Below are 20720 nucleotides of genomic sequence, written 5' to 3'. Positions count from 1 at the left end.
AACTGTTTGAAGTGACTCCATTGAGATAGCCAACTGACTGAAATAATTCAACAATAAATCTGTTTTCTCAAACCATCTTTATACCCTACAACCAGATAGCACCTTATTATGTACTGCAATAAATTCAACATGAAAACGATATCAATCTTCTGTCTGTATTGTTGTCTTCAGCTCCTATCTTTTTGTCTCAGCGCGCAGGAAACCAATACCTGCAACTGCCTGGTGCTTATGGATCCGTATTTCAGGGGAAAGACTGAATTGTATGATAACAAAGGTAATATCACCAAATATATAGAACACAATTTCCGATACGAGGACTTCGTCGTTTTTCGTCTAAAGGAAGATAACGATAGCCTGTTTAACGTGTCTGCTATGTATTCCCTTACCAAGGGCGTATCAAGAGGCTGGGTAAAAAAATCTGCTATAATTGGCACTTATCTTACGTCTTACTCAGGGAACATCGCTATTTATAGTGAGCCCAGTAAGAAATCGAATAAATCAACGATTCCCGAATGGACCAATCAACTAGTCCAGGTATCAGCCTGTAAGTCCAACTGGGTAAAGATTTCTCTTTGGCAAAAAGGGAAACTATATATCGGCTGGATACCGCCGGAAACACAATGTGCGAATCCATATACGACGTGTAACTGATAAAAATTAGTGAAAATGTTAACTGTGCGTTTTTATTTCTGGCAACAAAGTGTTACTTGCCCTCAAGGGGATATCATCCGATATTAATTTAAACCTTATGAAAATAGCAATAAGAATTATCCTGTTAGTTGTGTTGAACGTTGCCTTCTTCTCCATTTTATATATAGTAGGCGCACTTATTGGTTTTTCGATATCTGGATTCGATGCAACTAACAAGAGCACTTATCCATGGATTTTTCTGCCGCTTACATGTCTGCAAATTGGCATCAATATCTGGCTGTATGTAAAGAAGAAACTTCATCTGACCTTGTATTCACTATTGATCAATATAGCGATAGCACTAGCGCTTTATATATATTACATCGTTTGTTTTTCTCCTTTGCATTATTCATCATATTAATAAAGACCTGAACAAATTTTATTTATCACCGGCTATTTTTGGCATTCCACAACTCATATTATGATTACATATAGTTTATTATTTATTTGATTTTTAATATATTTACCGCAATATTATTTGGTTAACCTAGTTGTAATATTTAAGCCAAAAAACCTATACGTCGCTATGAAGTTCAAGTGCAGTAGTATTTTGTTATTCTTATTTATTTTCTATTTCTCGTCAGTAAATGCTCAAACCAGTCAGTTTAATGTTACAAGAGTAATACCACCCTCCCCAACAGCCGCCGCTATGGCCAAATTTGGAGAAATTCCGGTTTCCTATTACACCGGTGTTCCAAACATCAGCATACCGCTGTATGAAGTAAAGAACAATGATCTCTTTGTTCCTATTAGTATCAATTATCACAGTTCAGGAATCAAAGTAGAAGAAGAAGCTTCCTGGGTGGGATTGGGATGGAGCCTCAGTTGTGGCGGAGCCATTTCCAGAGCAGTTAGAGGAAAGGACGATTTATCGCCCAGCGGAAGAGGTTTTCCTGATTGCTATTTACCAACCTCTATTGACCCAACGACCAATCTGTATATGACTCCCGGGAGCACCACACAACGAGACTATGACCTTCAGTTCCTGCACGACGTGTTGATGGGGGAGGAGGATCCTGAACCAGATGTCTTCACTTTCAATTTTAACGGACATTCCGGCAAATTTATTCTTAATAAGCGCTCATCTGTTAACCAGCCAATTGAAGCAGTATTATTATCTCAGGCTGATATAAAAATTGAAGTACGTTATGTCACAGCCTCAAATGGCTATCAGTGGACTATTACAGATGAAAGCGGCAATAAATACTATTTCGGTACCCCGGAAGTATCTGTCTCAAATACAGGTATGGGTGAGGATGAATGGACGGCGGACATGAAATCATTGGAAAGCGTACCTGAGGAAATTGTTTCATCCTGGTATCTCGATAAAATTATTTCACCAGCAGGAGCAATAATTCAATTCAACTATAACAATCTCACGAATGGTGGCACCAAGAGAATACTAAGCCGGTCACAAACCAAAACACATATAACGTCACAAAATGTTATAGGTGGATGCGTTTTCAAGATGAACGATTTCATGTACTTCAGTACCTACAGTGAGACCAGAGACGTCTATCTGAAGGAAGTTCTTTTCCCGAATGGAAAAATAGTTTTCAACACCAGTAACAGGGAAGATATTGAACCTGCAAGAAGTAATGCTCCGACATACGCACAAAAGCTGGACAACGTGAGTATATACCAAATGGCAGACAATGTGTCATCGCTCTATAAAAAATACAACTTAAGTTATAGCTATTTCGGCTTCGGAACATATGCGGAAAAACGATTGCGTTTGGATAGTATAGCTGAAAGCAACGGCACAGAGAGCCGTTCACCCTACAAGTTCGATTACAATAGTACCCAACTACCTGCAAAGGACTCCAAATCGCAGGACCATTGGGGATATTATAATGGAGCACCGAACAATAGTGTAAATGAAACGAAATATGGTGATCATATTACTAACGGCACTTTGGTTCCTCCATACATGTTTTATTCAGCATTAGGAGACCCAATCGAATATAAGGGAGCCGACAGGAGCCCCCATGCAGGTAATGCAGCAGCCGCCAGCCTAACAAAGATCACCTACCCCACGGGTGGCAACACCCAATTCGGTTATAGTCTTAACGATTATTACCATCCCAGGGAAAGAATAGAGAAAAGCGTCGAAGTAAAATGGTTGACTGCCTTAGGCCCAGACGTTCCCCCTCTCCCCACTCCATACCCCAACTCATTTATATGGGATATTACCCAGCCAATAACAGTAGACGTAAGTGTAAATATGCAATGTACCAAAGGTAATGACTGCATGACAGACCAATGGGGGAAAATTGAATATGATGTCTGTGAAATCTATGATATAACCGGAGGTACACCAGTTTTCACACAAGGAATTGGTTGTGATGTAACCTATGCGAATCAGACAAATGCAGAAAACGAACGATCTGTATATTTAACTCCCGGAAAATACAAATTTGTTGTCATTCCGCAAGGGAGCTTTGTTTCATATGTACATGTAGCAAGGCCTACCTGGGATACTATCAGGGTGATTAATGAAGCTGGACCGGGCCTCCGCATTAGCACCATTACTACGTATGACGGGATCAGTAACGATAATGATCAGACAATGAACTACTCCTACACAACAATGATGAAAGACAGCATCATCGCCTCTACCGGAGTGTTAATGACCCAACCGATATATAACTATCAAGAACAATATTTTAAAAATTGCGAATCCAATGCAAACCCAAGTACAGCGAATGCCATAGTAAGGACCTCATCTCCTACAATTCCAATAAGCAATGCAGCGATGGGAAGTCCGCTTGGTTATAGTAAGGTAACGGTTACACAGGGCAACGTCGGCAAAACTGAATATTATTATCTGAATCAGGCAGATTTCGTACATACGCCGACTTTCCCCAACGTTCCAACTCTGGGTTACATTGGGAATGGTCTTTTAAAATCGCAGATTACCTACACTAATACCGGCGATGGCTCCTTCAAGAAAATAAAGGAAACAGAGTTGGGATACGAAGAAGAAACCACGAAAAGAAGAACTATTAAAGCAATGAAGATGCCCGCATCTAAAGCTGTTACGATAAACACTGCGTGGGGTGGAATAGTCACCTATGAATCCGTAAAATTCTATGACGTACGCTCATCATGGATACATCCCTCATTAGAAAAAGTGAAGGTATACTCCCAAACAAACAATGATACTGTAGTAACCAGCACCGAACACAAGTATGCTAATCCAACCTGGCGACAAACTACAGGAAAAACGATTATCAATAGCCAAAACCAGGTATTAACCACAACCTATAAATATCCGTATGACTTCCCTACTGATCCGAATTACAATGCATTGGCCAATACCCATCAAATCGACAAAGTAGTAGAGGAAATTATTACCATTGAACCAAGCACTCACCTGCAATCAGTAAAAAAGAACTATTCGCAATGGCCTAATAACATTATGCTTCCAGCCTCTGTAGATGTTAAAACGGGAATTGCGGCCTATGAAACACGGCTAAGGAATCATGCCTATACACCGGATGGCCGGTTATTGAGCCAATCCAAAGAAGGGGATATATTTCAGTCTTACAAATGGGGGTACAATAATCAATATCCTGTTGTTGAGATACTGAATGCCACGGCAAATGGATTTTACTATGAAAGCTTTGAAGAAGGCACCAATACCGGCATTTTACAATCAATGGCTAAAACCGGGAAGAGGGTAAAGGCAAGTGGATTTACAGTGACCTTTTCTATTCCCGACCAACGGGAATATTGGATTAGTTACTGGTACCGGACTTCCGCTACCAGCGCTTGGATCTTCAAAACCGCAAAGTATACCGGTAACAACTATACGATCAGTGACGGAGCTTTTATTGATGAAGTAAGGGTACAACCCAAAGATGCATTGATGAAGACCTTCACATACGATCCACTGATTGGTATGATAAGCGAAACGGATGCATCAGGCAAAACTATCTATTATGAATACAACAATTGGGGACAGTTAAAATTAATCAAAGACGATTCGGGTAACATCCTCAAACAGTTCGACTATCAATATCAAAAACCCGTTACCCTTTAAATTCCCTGTAGTCTATGAAATTAAATAAATCCCATATATTCGCAGCTGCCATTTGCTGCTCAATATCTGCTGCAGCGCAAAACAAACCGGATCCTACAAAGAAACGGCCTACGGCCACACCTGCTCCCGTGCCTGGTGCGTATAACAACACCAATGTCAATTTCATCCGGACATGGGAACCCACTTCCCCGTTAAAAGATCCGGCATCAGTAGTCAATAGGCCTGTTACGGAAGTAAAACAAAGTACTCTGTATTTTGACGGGTTGGGCAGACCATTACAAACTGTTATAAAAGGCATAAGCAGTAGTGGTAAAGATCTCGTCACTCCTGTCAAATACGATGAGTTTGGCAGAGAACAATTTAAATACCTGCCATATGTCCCTCAATCGGGAAATACAAGCGATGGATTATTCAAAAGTGATCCATTTGCCGGACAACATAGCTTCTATCTCGACTCGGCACTGAATCCCGGTTCAGCGGGAGAGCAGATTTTTTATTCCCAAACAGACTATGAAGCCTCTCCTTTAAACCGGGTGTCAAAAACATATGCTCCTGGAAACAGCTGGGCCAAAATGGGGGGGAATCATCCCATCAGCCAACAACACTTAGTCAATACATCTAATGACCAGGTATATCTCTGGCGGATACAAAATACTAATCCTTATCCAATCCGCGATGGTAACTACCAACCAGGGCAACTTTATAAAACAGTCACGACTGATGAGTCAGGCTTGCAAACAGTAGAGTTTAAAGATAAAACAGAACATGTCGTTTTAAAAAAAATACAAGTAGCTGCAAATCCAGGAAATGGGCATAGCGGTTGGTTATGTACTTACTATATTTACGATGATCTCAATAATCTATCTTTCATTATCCCACCCCTCGCAGTAGAAAAAATCGATTCCGGAGCTGACATATCAACTCTGGCCGATGGACTTTGCTTTCAGTACAGTTATGATAGTCGTAACCGAATGATCCTTAAGAAGATCCCAGGTGCTGAGGTTGTTGAAATGGTATATGACGAAAGAGACAGGCCAGTATTTTCACGTGATGGCAATATGAGAAAACCCGGCGAAGAACGTTGGTTTGTCACGTTTTACGATGCATTAAATCGTCCTGTGGAAACAGCATTATATCATGCTGCTACATCCCGGTCAGACTTACAAGCTGCAATGAATAACGCTAAAGCCAATAATAGCTCCTTTTCCTATCAATTCCCTCCGATTGCAGACCTGACAATAGCTTTCCATGACAAAAACGTTTATAAGGCTACCCGAAGCGTGACCCTTGAAGCAGGATTTGACACCAGGGAAACCGGAGAGACCGAGATTTTCGTTGACCCCAACATAGCAGGCGAAACTACCAATATTACTGTCTCTAATCTTCTGCCAAACATATCAATGGCTGCATTAACACCACTGACATTTACGTTTTATGACAACTATGATTTCCCAGGTAAACATGTTTCTATTGACAGCCTATCCACTAAATTAGAAGCTGGCAACAATCTATTCCCTGAACCATTTACAATTAGTCAGTTGACCCAGAGCATGGTTACAGGTTCTAAAGTAAGGGTACTGGATACAGACCAGTGGCTAACTACAACCACCTATTATAATGATAAAGGAAGAACTGTTCAGATAATTAGCGATAATATAGCTGGTGGGCAAGATATCGCAACTAACATGTATGATTTCAATGGTAAACTTCTCAGCAATTACCTTCGACATAAAAACCCACGTAGTGGTATTACCCCACAAACTTCTATTCTAACAAAAACAGACTACAATTCTATAGGGTTACCAGTCACTGTCAGAAAAAAAGTAAATGATGATGCGTCAACAGAGCAAACCATCGCATCTAATGAATATGATGAATTAGGCCAGTTAAAAACAAAGCTGCTTGGCGTAAAAAATAATGGGGATGTTGTTGAGTCATTATCCCATGAATATAATATAAGAGGATGGATCAAGAGTATTAACAAAGATTATCTTAACAATAACGCCAATACTACTTCACATTTTGGACAAGAGTTCAGTTATGATGAAGGATTTTCAAACCTTCAGTTTAACGGAAATATCTCTGGTATACGCTGGAAAGGGTGGAACGATAAAAAAACTCGGGCGTACGGATATGAATACGATTCAGCGAATCGGCTTATCCGCGCCAACTTCACTCAACAAAACAATCCGGCTGACAATTGGGAGAAAACAGTTATGAACTTTTCGGTTGACTGGATCAACTATGATGCAAACGGTAATATCCAGAACATGAAACAATATGGTATGTCCGGCACATCTCCTGTTGAACTGGATCGCCTGAAATATTCTTATGGCCATAATAGCAATAAACTCTTATCCATATATGATACGACCACGGTCGTTGAGCAATTAGGTGATTTCAAAAATGGTACTAATAATGGGGATGACTACGACTATGACCGTAATGGAAATCTCACTCTTGATCTAAACAAGTCCATTAGCGCAATTACATACAACTATCTAAACCTCCCTTCACAAGTCCAGATGGGCAATAAAGGAACTATTAGCTATCTGTATGATGCAGTTGGCAATAAGCTTCAGAAAAAGGTGGTAGATCTGACAGGCCCATCTCCCACGACGACAATTACAGACTATATCGGCGGAGGAATTTACCAAAACGATACACTTAAACTGATACACCACGAAGAAGGACGTATTAGATTTGTTCACAAGGCAGGTCAAACCTCATCCCATGTATTTGACTATTTTGTAAAAGATCACCTCGGCAACACTCGGCTAGTATTAACACATTCCAGTGATATTAATACATATGTCGCAACAATGGAAACAGCTACGGCAGCAACTGAAACCAAGTTGTTCAGCAATATCGAGGATACCCGGGCAAACAAACCTGTAGGGTATCCGATTGCCGACAACAAGGGAAAGAACGAGTTTGTCGCTAAATTAAATGCAAAAAACGGTGGTAAGAAAATAGGACCGTCACTGGTTCTTAGAGTAATGGCTGGAGACACAGTACAAATAGGTGCCCAGGCATTCTATAAATCGTTGGGGCCGGACAAACAGTACCCAACAGAATTACCGGCAGAAAACATGGTCGCAAGTCTCCTCCAAGCCTTTGGTGGCACACCACTCTCCACTGACAACCATGGAAGTAATCCCTTATCTCAACCGACACCATTTAACAGCAATTTCTACAACAACGAATACAGAAAGCTCAAGGAAAAAAATAACGACAAAAGTCCCACCAGCCGACCTAAAGCCTATTTGAACTTTGTATTGTTCGATGATCAATTTAAACTGGTTGAAACAAGCAGCGGAGTAAAACGAGTTAAGGCAGAACCAGATCAACTACAAACACTGACGCAGGATAAAATGCCTATCAGCCAAAGTGGATTTCTTTATGTATATACAAGCAATGAAAGTCCGCAGGATGTTTTTTTTGATAATGTAACTGTAATCCACTCCTCCGGTGCTGTATTGGAGGAAACACACTATTATCCATTCGGATTGACGATGACGGGGATCAGCACCAGTACACTAAGGGGTACAGGGTATACTGAAAACAGATTGAAATATAATGGTAAAGAACTTCAAAACCGGGAATTCGGAGATGGTAGTGGATTGGAATGGTATGATTATGGGGCGAGAATGTATGATTCACAGATTGGCAGGTTTTTTTCTATCGACAGAGATGCAGTAAAATACCCCAAGTGGAGCCCATATCTATATGGAGCAAACAACCCTATTAGATTTATTGATTTAAACGGAGATGGACCAGGGGACGTCGTAGTGTTATTGGCAGGTGCAAATATCGGAGGTGTAACTAAAGGACTGGGAGCCACACCGGAAATAAAGGCAACACTCGAAAAACATCAAAAAACCCAAGGGACAGCTATCGGTACCTTTAGCTCCAAATATTGGGGAACTGATATTAAGACCAAACGAGGCTTTGCCAAAGCAACGGACGAATCCTATAACTTTATTAAGGCAAACTACAAGGAAGGAGGAGATGTTGTACTACTCGGCTACAGTTATGGAGGTAATTTTATAAATACACTTGCCGATAGGCTTAAAGAAGATGGAATCAAAGTTACCTTAGCTGTTACTATAGACGCAGCAGCAGGAGGAGACAACGAATCAGTTGACCGGAGTATATCAGATAACGTGGAAACAAATCTAAACATTTACCAGACTACTCCTGAAGTTCTACACCTTGGACCACTTAGTTATAAGACAGGCTCGCATGGAGGGAAAAACTCAGCTAAAAACAAAAACAAAACGACCGTCAAAAACTATAACTATTCAGGATACTATGTCGATAACAAAGATGGGGAGCCGGAAGAAGTTGGTCATAGTAATATACACACGGTTAGCCTCTTACATTATATAACAGAAATATTAAAAATCGTAGATAGAGTCAATGACCAGGACAAAAAATCAAATTAAGTATGTATTTGAAAACTTTCATAAATAGTATTACATCGTCACTCACGTTTGGCATCTTATTGGTGATAAGCATTACCATATTAAAAAGTGATGTTATATCTATTTACACAGATACAAATAATACTATCAGTTCCAAATTGATGTATTTCATATTTTGGGCAGCATTAGGTATAGTTAATGGAATACTAGTAGCAAGTATTCATAAAATAGCACCACATTTTAGGGTTAAACTACCAATCTATCTTTTTACGGGAGGTGTTTCGATGTTATTATTATCCAGCAATTGGGATTCGCCATATGGCGGTGTTTGGCTATTGTTTTTAGCTCTGGGACTGATAACAGGTATGTTGATATTCTTAGTAGAATTACTATTATCCAAATTTTTGAATTAATTTTTAGTGCAAATCCCCAATTACAAGTTTGTAAGTGGGGATTTGCATCTTCAGCTTTCTAACTGCAAAAAAGAATATATCGTCTTTAGTGTATTTTATCAGTTTTGTATCCTCTATCCAACCCTTCACAAATCACCTTACACGCCTGCACAATCTCCTCTTCCGTAATAATCAGCGGCGGCGCTATGCGCATACATTCCGGCGCAAAGAGGAACCAGTCTGTGAGCACTCCGTTCTCTATACAGTAATCAATTGTTTTTTTGTTGACTTCAAAACTTTCCAGCTCTACTGCCATCATCAGTCCCAGTGAACGCACGGCCTTAATAGCCGGATGCTGCAAATGTTTACGGAACAGTTCTCCTTTCGCTTTCACATCTTTAATCACCTGTGATTCCAACAGCGCGTTGAAACCGGCAAGGCCTGCGGCACAGTTCACAGGGTGCCCGCCAAACGTAGTGATATGGCCAAGCACCGGGTTGTTGGTGAGGCTCCACATGATGGTGCGGGAGGAGATGAATGCGCCCAGTGGCATGCCTCCGCCCAAAGCCTTACCCAGCAAAAGGATATCGGGGATGATGCCAAGTTGTTCGAAAGCCCAGAGCGTTCCATTGCGACCGAGGCCACATTGCACTTCGTCGAGTATCAGCAGCGCACCGGTTTCATTGCATTTAGCGCGTAAAGCGTGTATCCATTCCAGTTGGGGAACGAGTACACCGCCTTCTGCCTGCACGCTTTCTGCGAATACAGCAGCGGTATTATGGGTGATCAGCTCCAGGGAAGCGTAATTGTTATATTCGAGGTGTTGTATACCGGGGAGCAGAGGCCGGTAAGCATTGCGCCAGTATTCATCGCCGAGGATGCTGAGTGCGCCCTGTGTGGAACCGTGATAACTGCGGTTGAAAGCAGCGACCTCTGTTCTGCCGGTGAAACGTTTGGCGAGCTTCATGGCGCCTTCTACTGCTTCAGCGCCGGAGTTGGTGAAGAATACACAATCGAGGTTTTCAGGGAGATGTTGGGTCAGCGCCTTTGCATAAGCTACCTGTGGCGACTGTACGAATTCTCCATATACAAGCAGGTGCATATACTGTTGCGCCTGTTCCTGAATAGCTTTCACCACGGCCGGATGACAATGCCCCATGTTACATACGCTGATGCCGGCAATCAGGTCCAGATACTTCCTGCCGTTGACATCCCACATGTACATGCCTTCTGCTTTAACGATCTCCAATGCCAGCGGCGCATCTGATGTTTGCGCTACGTGCTGCAAAAAAAGTTGCCTGTTGTTCATATCTCTTACATTCTCTGCGAAGGTAGAAAACAACGGCTAATTAGTAATTGTTATCTTTGTAACATTCAGATTAAAACATATCAGTTATGTCTCACATTATACCCTTAAGAGGATTTACTCCGAAGATTGCAGATGGTTGCTTTATCGCACCCAATGCCACCATTGTCGGCGACGTAGAGATGGGCAAAGGCTGTACCGTATGGTTCAATGCCGTGGTTCGCGGCGATGTGAACAGCATCCGCCTCGGCGAAAACGTGAACGTACAGGACGGCGCCGTGATCCATTGTACCTATGAGAAATCCAAAACCATTGTGGGCAATAATGTATCTATCGGCCATAATGCTATCCTCCACGGTTGTACGGTAGATAATGATGTGCTGATAGGTATGGGCGCCATTGTGATGGACAACGCACATATCAGCAGTAACAGCATCATCGCTGCGGGCGCGGTGATACTGGCAGGCACCCATGTGGAACCTGGCACTATCTGGGCCGGTGTTCCCGCCAAAAAAGTGAAAGACATCGATATGGCCCTCATCAAAGGGGAAATCAACCGCATCTCCAAAAACTATAACATGTATGCTTCCTGGTATACGGAAGGGGAGAAGTAGCGCTAACGCCTTATAAAAATTTGTTATATTGCAGGCAAATATCCCTCTATGAAAACGTTTATTTGCCTGCTCCTTTTGGCCGTCATTGTACTGCCAGGCTGCTCTTCGCAGAAATATGGGTGCCCCGCCACCGGCTACAACAAAAAAGATTTACAGCGGTCGAACCGCAAAGCTGGCAAACAAATGCGTTTATTCTAGTAAAACCATACTATGCGCAAAATAATCGCCCTTGCCCTGCTCGCCGCCATTACCCTCATGGCCTGCCGTACACAAAAGAAAGGATGCCCCCTGCCTAAACGCAACTGGGGCGCAGAGAAAGTACTGGATGAACTCAGTAAGCCTAAAAATTAACTAGTACTGTTCCTCTTCAATAGATTCGAGGATCGTGGCATAACTCACATACCGTTCAGGGTCAATTTCCCCGGCCTCTACGGCCTCTTTGACGGCACAACCGGGCTCGTTGATATGCAAACAGTTATTGAACTGGCATTGAGATAGATAAGGCTGCATTTCAAGGAAATAGTGGGATAGTTCCGCTTTGTCAATATCCACGATACCAAATTCACGCACACCGGGGGTGTCTATCAAACAACCGCCACCGGGCAAGTCATACATCTCCGCGAAAGTGGTGGTGTGCAACCCTTTGCCGCTCCAACCGCTTACGGCGGTGGTACGCAGGTCTAATCCAGGCACCAGATCGTTGATCAGGGAGGACTTACCCACCCCGGAATGGCCAGACATCAAGGTGGTCTTGTCTTTCAGCACCGCCCTGATTTCTTCTATACCTTCCATCCCGGTAGCGGAAATCAGCTTCACCTGATATCCAATCTCCGTATACAGGGCCTCGATGGCTTCAAACAACTCCATTTCCTTTGCCCGGTAAATATCTTTTTTGTTGAACACCAGTACGGCAGGGATATGATACGCCGCTGCGGTGACAAGAAAACGGTCTATAAAACCCAGTGAAGTACGGGGCTCGCGGATGGTACAAATCAACATCGCCTGGTCCAGGTTGGCGGCAATAATATGCTTTTTGTTACGCCCGTGTGGAGAACTACGCACAATGTAATTCCGGCGTCCGCCGATTTCCGTGATCATGGCATTTTTGGCGTTAGCATCGCTGTCATCAGGCACAATCTCCACTACATCGCCTACGGCAATAGGATTGGTGGAAGTGATATCTTCATTTTTTTTGAAGATACCTTTCATCCTTGCCTGAAATGTTTCACCTGTGGTGGTTTTCACCACATACCAGCTGCCTGTTGATTTGTATACTGTTGCTTGCAATAGTCCGGAAATTTATATCCCCAAAGGTAACTTGTTTCAGACAAAGCAGCAAAGGCACCGGAGGAGATCTCTGGTGCCTTTGCTGCTTTGTGTCTGTTATGGTAACTTATGGTAAGCTTCTGAATACGGAATAACGAAGGACCACTTCCAGCAGGATACATACCAGCGCCAGCATGGCCAGCGGGAAGAAATGCTCTGCATATCGTTTATAGGAGGTGATTTCCACTTTCGTTTTTTCCAGTTGATCGATCTCCGAATAGATGTTCTTCAGATCGGTGGTATTGGTGGCGCGGAAGTACTTACCGCCTGTCTCTTTAGAGATCTTCTTCATCAGCGGTTCATCGATCTGTACGTCCTGCATCACCATTTGTACGCTGCCGTCGGCCATAGGCATCGGGAAAGGCGCTTTGCCCTGTGTGCCTACGCCAATAGTGTATACCCTTATCTTGAAGGCTTTGGCTATCTCCAGCGCGGTGAGCGGGTCTACCAGGCCGGTGTTGTTCACGCCGTCTGTCAGCAGGATGATCACTTTGCTTTTAGCGTGACTGTTACGCAGACGGTCTACCGAAGTAGCGAGCCCCATACCAATGGCGGTACCATCCTGCAACATGCCGCTTTTCACCTGCATGATCTGGTTTTTCAGTACTGCATGATCTGTTGTGATTGGGCACTGGGTGAAGCTTTCGCCGGAAAATACGACCAGGCCGATACGGTCACTGATACGTTTATCCACGAAGTCCATCGCCACTTTTTTGGCGGCTTCCATCCTGTTGGGTTGCAGATCTTCCGCCAGCATACTGCCGGATATATCGATCGCCATAACGATGTCGATCCCTTCACTGTCGATATTTTCAGAAGTATTGGATGTCTGCGGACGGGCCAGTGCTGTTACAAGCGCGGCATAGGCCAGGATACGCAGGGCCAGCAATACCGGCCGGAAACGCACCTTCCAGGATACGGGCAGTCCTCTCAGACCGGCCACAGATGATACCTTCATCACACCCTGCGACTTTTTCCGCCGGGCAATGCGCCAGTATATCATCACCGGTATCAGCAATAAAAGCCAGAAGAAAACCGGATAGGCAAATTCAATATTTTTCCACGCTGAAAAATCCATTACTTAAATTCAGTTAAATGACTAATTACGCGCCTGTTTGCGGCTTCTCTTCCGGAGCACCGGGCGCTTGCGCTACCGGTTCTTCTTTGGGCCTTGTCCATTCCAGGATCTCTTCCGCTTTGTGCATACAGTCTTCATGCTCATCGGCAGTAGGCTGCAATTTGGCAAATTTGGCAAGGTCTGCAATGGCCAGCAGGGAGCGTAATTTATCCCGTTGCTGGTTCAATTTGGTCACCGGCTTGATATTCTTCAACAACTCTTCTGATGTCTGTTCCAACGCTGCAATGCCAAACTGGTGCTCAAAATAGGTACGCAAAATATCTGTCAAACGGGTATAATACTGTTTGATATCGCCTTGCTGCCACAACTGTTCCGCTTTCAGTGACTTCAGCTGTTGTCTGGCCAGGTCGTAAGGCGTTACCAGCGGCAGTTTCTCTACCGGCTTCTTTTCCGGGCGTTTGCGGAAATACAGCCACAGCCCCAGTGCAATAAGCACTACAGCACCGCCACCGGCCATATACGGCCAGTAATCCCAGATGTTCCAGGGCACTGCCTGTACCGTCTTGATCGGTTTAAATGCTTTGGTGGTATCTACGGAAACAGTATTGACATCAAAGGCCAGCGGCTGGCTGAACAAGGTGTCTACGCTGTTGGCGCCGGTAGCGCCGTATACTTCAAATTTCAGGGGAGGAAATTCCCAGTGACCGGAGTCAAAACTGGTGATGGTGAGCGTTTGCTGTAACACCTTCATGCCCTGCTGTGTCAACGTGTCCTGATTGGAGCGGGTTACCACTTCAAAATGGTCCATGGAGTCCGGCACAATAGGAAACAGCAGCCTGAATTCGGGCTTGTTGAAAACAGCTGCCGGCACGGTGGCCTTCAGGTGCAGTTTCACCTGTTCACCAATCCGGATGCTGCTGCTGTCTGCTTTGGCAGTCACTTCGAGGGTATTCTGTGCCAGCAGGCCGAGTGGGAACAACAACCCAATAAAGAAAGATAAAAGTATACGTCTTATCACTTGCTGTTTATACATGTCTGAATTTGCTCTCCTTATTAACTTATGCCCTGTTTAGGAAAAATGTCTGCAAAGCTTTTACGTAGTCCTCATCGGTGCGGATAGTCATCAGCTCTGCGCCGCTTTTCATAAAGGCATTTTTGCAGTATTGCGCATGTTGTGCAAACTGATGCTCGTAGTATTGCCTTACCCGGCGGTCGGTGGTATCCAGCCACTGTGTGGCGCCGGTTTCAGCATCGGCCACCTGAATAAGTCCAACGGGAGGCAGCTCCCGGTCGCGCTGGTCATACACCTGAATACCCACCATATCGTGCCTTTTGGCCGCAATGTTGAGGGCATCCTGGTATTCGCCGGACAGGAAGTCGCTCAGCATAAACACAATGCTGCGCTTTTTGGCGGCATTGTTAAAGAAGCGGAGCGTTTCCTTAATATTGGTACCTTTTCGTTTAGGCGTGAACGATAGCAGCTCACGAATAATGAACAGGATATGTGATTTACCTTTTTTAGGAGGGATATATTTTTCCATCCCGTCACTGAAGAAGATCACGCCTACCTTATCATTGTTTTTGATAGCCGAAAATGCCAGTACGGCGCACAGTTCGGTGATCAGGTCCCGCTTGTCGCGCTTCTGCGTGCCGAAGGAGGAGCTTTCGCTCATATCTACCAACAGCATTACCGTCAGCTCTCTTTCTTCTTCAAAAACCTTCACAAACGGGTGATTGAAACGTGCGGTCACGTTCCAGTCGATAGACCGTACGTCGTCCCCGAAGTGATAATCCCTCACCTCACTGAACGACATGCCACGGCCTTTGAAGGCGCTATGGTATTCGCCGGCAAAGATGTGGTTGGTAAGCCCTTTGGTCTTGATTTCAATCTGTCTTACCTTTTTGAGTATTTCGGCAGTGTCCAACATGATAAACGATTATGGCACTTCTACGGCATTGAGGATTTCGCTGAGGATGTTTTCGCTGGTCACATTTTCGGCTTCTGCCTCATAGGTGAGCCCCACACGGTGGCGCATTACGTCGAAGCAGATGCTGCGTACGTCTTCCGGGATCACATATCCTCTGCGTTTCATAAAGGCATAAGCTTTGGCCGCCAGCGCCAGATTGATACTGGCCCTTGGAGAACCACCATAAGAGATAAGTGGCTTCAGCTTCTGCAGTTTGTATTCTTCCGGGTTACGGGTAGCGAATACGATATCGATAATATATTTTTCGATCTTCTCGTCCATGTACACTTCCCGTACCAGCTTACGGGCTTCCATAATATCACCCGGCTGTATCACCGCGCGGATAGGAGTGGAGGCCTCCGGGTTCAGGTTCTGACGGATGATGTGTCTTTCTTCTTCCTTGGTAGGATAACCGATCACCACTTTCAGCATGAAACGGTCTACCTGTGCTTCCGGCAGGGTATAAGTACCTTCCTGTTCTATCGGGTTCTGGGTAGCCAGTACCAGGAAAGGATCATCCAGTTTGAAAGTAGTATCACCGATGGTGATCTGTCTTTCCTGCATGGCTTCCAGCAGGGCGCTCTGTACTTTTGCGGGGGCACGGTTGATCTCGTCCGCCAGGATAAAGTTGGCGAAAATAGGCCCTTTGCGTACTACAAACTCATTCTTCTGTTGATTGTAGATCATGGTACCCACTACGTCGGCCGGTAACAGGTCGGGCGTAAACTGGATACGGCTGAACTTAGCATTAATAGCTGATGACAGTGATTTGATAGACAAGGTTTTTGCCAGACCGGGCACACCTTCAAGTAATACGTGCCCCTGTGCCAGCAAGCCGATGAGCAATCTTTCCACCATATAACGCTGCCCCACAATTACCTTGCCCAGCTCCATGTTCAGGAGGTCCACGAAAGCGCTGGCCTGGTGAATTTTTTCATTCAGTTGCCGGATATCGGACGATGTATTTTCCATGCTGTTAGTTTTTCAAGTGTGCTAAAATAAACATTCTCTTGTCAAATAAAACTTATCAATATGTGAAATGGCCGTTAAAGTGCTGTTAAACTTGCTACTGTGGCCCATTCCCAAGCAAATCAGCCTAACGGGGATGCCCAAATTAAGAAAGCTCCCGCATATTTATATAATATTTTTCCGTATAACGTACATTTGCCATGGCTATGAGCCACTTAACAGCAAACACTGACCCAAAAAAAGCAATATCATGGAAGATCTTGAGAAGCGGTGGAAACCCGTAGAAGATATGCTGACGGCCAGGTTCGGGAAAAAGCCCAATATGGAGGCTATCCTGTTCCTCATCGGCGTTAACGAAATCAATCACCTGAAGAAGAAATACACGAAAGAACAGAAGCAGGACCTGATGCACGTGGCTGTCTGTACCCTGCTTAGCAAAAGCGGGTACTACGAAATGGATGGCTACGACAAAGATGGATGGCCCCATTTCAAAGAATTGCAGCCCGTCCCTAAATTCAACCTGGATGAACAGGAAGCATTTCTGAAAGAACATATCATTGAGTATTTCTCCGACGAAGAGGAAGCATAATCCACCGGTATGAAAAAAACTGTACTCCTTTGTACCTTATTGATGGCCATCACCGCCATGGCCATGGCCAAAAACAGGAAAATAAAGGTCATCACGCCCTATGGCACCATGGTGATACGCCTCTGGGACCAAACGCCCAAACACCGGGACAATTTCCTGAAGCTGAGCAGGCAACATTTCTATGATAGCACCCTGTTCCATCGTGTTATCAAACAGTTTATGATCCAGGGTGGCGACCCGGATTCCAAACGTGCCAAACCTGGTGCACCCCTCGGTGAAGGCGATGTAGGATATACCATCCCGCCCGAATTCCAGCTGGACCTGTTCCATCGCAAAGGGGCGCTGGCTGCGGCCCGTGACGACAATCCCACCAAGTCCTCTTCCGGATGCCAGTTCTATATCGTACAGGGCAAAACCTTCACCGATGAACAACTGGACCACCTGGAGAAAACAAGGCTGGGCGGCCGCAAAATCCCGGTAGATCAAAGAGAGATATACAAAACAGAAGGAGGTTCACCACATCTTGACCAAAACTATACAGTATTTGGCCAGGTTATCAAAGGCATGGAGGTGATCGATAAAATCGCTGCCGTGAAGACCGACAGTCTCAACAGGCCACTGGAGAATGTTCCCATGAAAATAAGGGTCATTAAAAAGTGGTTGCTCTTTTAAAAAAGGTTCATCAAAATATCAAACTCAAAAAAAACGTAAATACTAAAGGATTCAGTATTTTTACGGCTCAAAACCAAACTAATTATGAATTTTCCGTCAAACCTGCGTTACACCAAGGATCACGAATGGATTTTATTAGAAGGTAACGTTGCTACAATCGGCATTACCGAGTTTGCTCAACGCGAATTAGGCGATATCGTGTTTGTTGATATTCCTACAGTAGGTAAGACTTTAGGTGCTGAAGAAGTATTTGGTACCGTAGAAGCAGTAAAAACTGTTTCTGACCTGTTCCTGCCTGTTGCCGGTACACTCAAAGAAGTAAACGAAACCCTGAACGACGAGCCGGAACTGGTAAACACCGACCCATATGGCGACGGCTGGATGGTTAAACTGACCGTTTCCAACCCTGCTGATGTTAATGAGCTGTTGACCGCTGATCAATACAAGGCTTTGGTAGCTGAATAATTACGCCAACTGATATTTTATATAGAAAAGACAACAGGATCCGCGTTTCGCAGACCTGTTGTCTTTTTTTTCGGACAACTTAATCGATTTACTGGATCATGAAAATCTGGAAATATTATATTCCTGCCACTGCCTGGATCATATTGATCCTGATTGTTTGTACCCTGCCCGGCAAGGATATCCCCTCCAACTCTTTTTTTGAAAAAATACATTTCGACAAGTTTGTTCACTTCGGTCTCTTTGGCGGCATTGTATTCTTCCTGAGCCTCGGCGTATACTGGCAGCGCAAACAGCTTTCTTCCCGTACTTTATTCCTGTTTGTGGTACTGGCGGCTGTTTATGGATTTATGATAGAGGTGATCCAGAAATACTGGGCCATCGGCCGCAGCTTTGATATGTACGATGTAGCAGCGGATACATTAGGCGCCATTGCCGGTGTATTTGTCTTTAAACTTTTCCGCTATCTGTTTCTCAGGCAGTCTAAATAAAAAATCCCCCCTGGAACCAGGGGGGAATGCATATCTGCTTATGAGAAATATGTGTATTGAATATTTTTATTGCTGACCTGCTTCACGTTTAGCGTCTTGTTTCATCTTGTCATTAGCGAAGATGGAGAACTCAACACGACGGTTTTTAGCACGGTTAGCGTCTGTATCGTTTGGTACTTTAGGCTGGCTCTTACCATACCAGAAACCCTGGATACGGTTGGCGGCAACGCCCTGTGCTTTCAGATAGTTAACAACTGTATTGGTCCTTCTTTCAGACAGGCCCATGTTGTAGGCATCTGTACCTCTGTCATCGGTATGACCTTCCACACGTACATAGGTGTCAGGGTATTTGTTCAGGATTTTTGCCAGTTGCTGCACACTTTCCTGTGAAGTAGCAGACAGGTCAGATTTATCAAAACCAAACAGTACGCCTGCATCAAATGTCACGTTAATACCTTCATCCACACGTTCAACCGTAGCGTTCGGCACTTCATTTTTGATTTCCTGTGCCTGCTTGTCCATTTTTTTGCCGATCAGCGCACCACCAGCACCACCGAGAGCAGCACCAATAATAGCGCCTAAGGCTGTATTGCCGGCCGCTTTACCGATAATGGCACCAGCAGCAGCTCCGCCGCCAACACCAATCGCAGCGCCTTTTTTAGTATTGTCCATGCTCTGCCAGGTGCTACAGCTAAACAACATGGTTACTGATAAAACCAGGGCTACCAGAACATTGAGTCTTTTCATCTTAGTAATTTTAAACATGAAGGTTATTATATATATTTCAGGATGACAAATGTAAGTCGAAAAGTGGGAAACAAATACTTTGCCAGTTTCATTTTAGTATCTGCAACTAATTGACATCTAAATCTGAACAAACATTAAAAAAAACACAAGCAATCAATTTATAATCAAATAATTATATACGATATGCTTGTGTTTTTGCCGTTATGAATACATCCGGAGAGTAAACACAAAATTACCCCAAAAGGTTCTTCAGCATTCCGCCGATGCCACCGCTGGCATCATTACCGCCCTGTTGCTGCTGAGCGCCATTGGAAAACAGGCTGGTCAGATCGCTGAGATCTACCTTACCATCGCCGTTTTTGTCCAAACCGCCGGACAGCTTGCCCAGTACGCCCTGCAGGTCAATACCGTTGGCTGCGCCGCCTGTCAGGGAACTGAAGATGTTGTTGAGGTTGAAATTACTGTTGGACGGGTCATTGGTTTTGTTCACCAGCGAGCCCAGTACCGTTGGGATCAGGGAAGCAGCCAGTTGCGTGGCAGCTCCTTTGTCCAGATTAAATTTCTCGAGCAGGGTGCCTACAAAATTATTGGAGATATTACCCACCACAGGATTGTCCTGGGTAGCGCCTGTAGCTGACTGGCCGCCCAGTAAGGACAATACGCCTTCGGTATTACCATTGGCCAGTTCCTGTTGCAGGCCGCTGGCAATAGATTCTGTAGCAGCACCAATAACTGCTTCATTTTGTTCATTGGGCACAGCGGGATTATTGACAACAGTGCTCTGTGCATGTTCCCGAACAAGTTCCATTAATTGCTCTAACATCTGATATGGATTTTTGTGGAAGAAAAATTATCGTGGTACAAACTAAATGTAAGATTATTTCAGCAGGAAAAAACAAGGTGGGGGAGGATTAACACGGATTTAAACCCCGTAAAGGAATAACA

Annotated in this window: 17 protein-coding genes; 9 read left to right on the top strand and 8 right to left on the bottom strand. The window is 44.2% G+C overall.

Going from position 1 to position 20720, the window contains the following annotated elements; all coding sequences use genetic code 11:
* Positions 1–1216: 1216 nt before the first annotated feature.
* Positions 1217–4735, top strand: coding sequence for an RHS repeat domain-containing protein (locus tag HHL17_RS04800; protein ID WP_169223629.1), 3519 nt, complete (start codon positions 1217–1219; stop codon positions 4733–4735).
* A 14-nt stretch (positions 4736–4749) separates the two neighbouring features.
* Positions 4750–9183: a DUF6443 domain-containing protein gene (locus HHL17_RS04795; RefSeq protein WP_206155911.1), complete on the top strand. Its 4434-nt coding sequence runs from the start codon at positions 4750–4752 to the stop codon at positions 9181–9183.
* A gap of 477 nt (positions 9184–9660) precedes the next feature.
* Here the strand turns inward: HHL17_RS04795 and HHL17_RS04790 are convergent, their stop codons facing one another.
* Positions 9661–10863, bottom strand: a complete 1203-nt coding sequence (locus HHL17_RS04790) for an aspartate aminotransferase family protein (RefSeq protein WP_169223628.1) — start codon at positions 10861–10863, stop codon at positions 9661–9663.
* Positions 10864–10949: 86 nt separating this feature from the next.
* Between HHL17_RS04790 and HHL17_RS04785 the strand changes: the two genes are divergently transcribed.
* Genes HHL17_RS04785 through HHL17_RS04775 form a run of 3 tightly spaced genes read left to right on the top strand, consistent with a single transcriptional unit; the run spans position 10950 to position 11825 of the window.
* A complete protein-coding gene (locus HHL17_RS04785; RefSeq protein ID WP_169223627.1) occupies positions 10950–11474 on the top strand; it encodes a gamma carbonic anhydrase family protein in 525 nt (174 codons plus the stop codon).
* 48 nt (positions 11475–11522) lie between these two features.
* Entirely contained in the window at positions 11523–11672 is a 150-nt protein-coding gene (locus HHL17_RS04780; RefSeq protein ID WP_169223626.1) for a hypothetical protein, read from the top strand.
* A 12-nt stretch (positions 11673–11684) separates the two neighbouring features.
* Complete coding sequence (locus HHL17_RS04775; protein ID WP_169223625.1) at positions 11685–11825, top strand: hypothetical protein; 141 nt, start codon at positions 11685–11687, stop codon at positions 11823–11825.
* Here HHL17_RS04775 and rsgA read toward each other — a convergent pair whose 3' ends face one another.
* From rsgA to HHL17_RS04750, 5 genes are all read right to left on the bottom strand, one after another.
* Entirely contained in the window at positions 11826–12761 is a 936-nt protein-coding gene (gene rsgA / locus HHL17_RS04770) for a ribosome small subunit-dependent GTPase A (protein ID WP_169223624.1), read from the bottom strand.
* Positions 12762–12867: 106 nt separating this feature from the next.
* Complete coding sequence (locus HHL17_RS04765; protein ID WP_206155910.1) at positions 12868–13878, bottom strand: vWA domain-containing protein; 1011 nt, start codon at positions 13876–13878, stop codon at positions 12868–12870.
* Positions 13879–13903: 25 nt separating this feature from the next.
* On the bottom strand, positions 13904–14911 hold the full coding sequence (locus HHL17_RS04760) for a hypothetical protein (protein WP_169223623.1): 1008 nt from the start codon (positions 14909–14911) through the stop codon (positions 13904–13906).
* Between the two features lie 25 nt (positions 14912–14936).
* A complete protein-coding gene (locus HHL17_RS04755; RefSeq protein ID WP_169223622.1) occupies positions 14937–15806 on the bottom strand; it encodes a DUF58 domain-containing protein in 870 nt (289 codons plus the stop codon).
* A gap of 9 nt (positions 15807–15815) precedes the next feature.
* Positions 15816–16817 carry an AAA family ATPase gene (locus HHL17_RS04750; protein WP_169223621.1) on the bottom strand — a complete coding sequence of 334 codons (1002 nt, stop codon included), beginning with the start codon at positions 16815–16817 and terminating at the stop codon, positions 15816–15818.
* A gap of 247 nt (positions 16818–17064) precedes the next feature.
* Between HHL17_RS04750 and HHL17_RS04745 the strand changes: the two genes are divergently transcribed.
* The 4 genes from HHL17_RS04745 (at position 17065) to HHL17_RS04730 (ending at position 19028) form a co-directional block, all read left to right on the top strand.
* Entirely contained in the window at positions 17065–17403 is a 339-nt protein-coding gene (locus HHL17_RS04745) for a hypothetical protein (protein WP_169223620.1), read from the top strand.
* 9 nt (positions 17404–17412) lie between these two features.
* Positions 17413–18075 carry a peptidylprolyl isomerase gene (locus HHL17_RS04740; protein WP_169223619.1) on the top strand — a complete coding sequence of 221 codons (663 nt, stop codon included), beginning with the start codon at positions 17413–17415 and terminating at the stop codon, positions 18073–18075.
* 84 nt (positions 18076–18159) lie between these two features.
* Positions 18160–18540 (top strand): glycine cleavage system protein GcvH, encoded by a 381-nt coding sequence (gcvH, locus tag HHL17_RS04735; protein ID WP_169223618.1) that lies wholly within the window; start codon positions 18160–18162, stop codon positions 18538–18540.
* A gap of 98 nt (positions 18541–18638) precedes the next feature.
* Complete coding sequence (locus tag HHL17_RS04730; RefSeq protein ID WP_169223617.1) at positions 18639–19028, top strand: VanZ family protein; 390 nt, start codon at positions 18639–18641, stop codon at positions 19026–19028.
* A 66-nt stretch (positions 19029–19094) separates the two neighbouring features.
* Here HHL17_RS04730 and HHL17_RS04725 read toward each other — a convergent pair whose 3' ends face one another.
* Both HHL17_RS04725 and HHL17_RS04720 read right to left on the bottom strand, forming a co-directional pair.
* Positions 19095–19775, bottom strand: coding sequence for an OmpA family protein (locus HHL17_RS04725; RefSeq protein WP_169223616.1), 681 nt, complete (start codon positions 19773–19775; stop codon positions 19095–19097).
* Between the two features lie 232 nt (positions 19776–20007).
* Positions 20008–20598 (bottom strand): hypothetical protein, encoded by a 591-nt coding sequence (locus HHL17_RS04720; protein WP_169223615.1) that lies wholly within the window; start codon positions 20596–20598, stop codon positions 20008–20010.
* Positions 20599–20720 lie beyond the last annotated feature (122 nt).

This window comes from Chitinophaga fulva, from assembly GCF_012927205.1.
Lineage (GTDB): Bacteria > Bacteroidota > Bacteroidia > Chitinophagales > Chitinophagaceae > Chitinophaga > Chitinophaga fulva.
The sequence above is the reverse complement of the archived record's forward strand: the minus strand, read 5'-3'. Positions and strand labels throughout refer to the sequence as shown.

Excerpts from the sequence above, each read along its gene's own strand:
- HHL17_RS04795 (WP_206155911.1), top strand. The coding sequence starts at position 4,750 with ATGAAATTAAATAAATCCCATATATTCGCAGCTGCCATTTGCTGCTCA.
- HHL17_RS04725 (WP_169223616.1), bottom strand. The coding sequence starts at position 19,775 with ATGAAAAGACTCAATGTTCTGGTAGCCCTGGTTTTATCAGTAACCATG.
- HHL17_RS04765 (WP_206155910.1), bottom strand. The coding sequence starts at position 13,878 with ATGGATTTTTCAGCGTGGAAAAATATTGAATTTGCCTATCCGGTTTTC.
- HHL17_RS04750 (WP_169223621.1), bottom strand. The coding sequence starts at position 16,817 with ATGGAAAATACATCGTCCGATATCCGGCAACTGAATGAAAAAATTCAC.
- HHL17_RS04775 (WP_169223625.1), top strand. The coding sequence starts at position 11,685 with ATGCGCAAAATAATCGCCCTTGCCCTGCTCGCCGCCATTACCCTCATG.
- HHL17_RS04760 (WP_169223623.1), bottom strand. The coding sequence starts at position 14,911 with ATGTATAAACAGCAAGTGATAAGACGTATACTTTTATCTTTCTTTATT.
- HHL17_RS04740 (WP_169223619.1), top strand. The coding sequence starts at position 17,413 with ATGAAAAAAACTGTACTCCTTTGTACCTTATTGATGGCCATCACCGCC.
- HHL17_RS04790 (WP_169223628.1), bottom strand. The coding sequence starts at position 10,863 with ATGAACAACAGGCAACTTTTTTTGCAGCACGTAGCGCAAACATCAGAT.
- gcvH (WP_169223618.1), top strand. The coding sequence starts at position 18,160 with ATGAATTTTCCGTCAAACCTGCGTTACACCAAGGATCACGAATGGATT.
- HHL17_RS04780 (WP_169223626.1), top strand. The coding sequence starts at position 11,523 with ATGAAAACGTTTATTTGCCTGCTCCTTTTGGCCGTCATTGTACTGCCA.
- HHL17_RS04720 (WP_169223615.1), bottom strand. The coding sequence starts at position 20,598 with ATGTTAGAGCAATTAATGGAACTTGTTCGGGAACATGCACAGAGCACT.
- HHL17_RS04745 (WP_169223620.1), top strand. The coding sequence starts at position 17,065 with ATGGAAGATCTTGAGAAGCGGTGGAAACCCGTAGAAGATATGCTGACG.
- HHL17_RS04730 (WP_169223617.1), top strand. The coding sequence starts at position 18,639 with ATGAAAATCTGGAAATATTATATTCCTGCCACTGCCTGGATCATATTG.
- HHL17_RS04785 (WP_169223627.1), top strand. The coding sequence starts at position 10,950 with ATGTCTCACATTATACCCTTAAGAGGATTTACTCCGAAGATTGCAGAT.
- HHL17_RS04755 (WP_169223622.1), bottom strand. The coding sequence starts at position 15,806 with ATGTTGGACACTGCCGAAATACTCAAAAAGGTAAGACAGATTGAAATC.
- HHL17_RS04800 (WP_169223629.1), top strand. The coding sequence starts at position 1,217 with ATGAAGTTCAAGTGCAGTAGTATTTTGTTATTCTTATTTATTTTCTAT.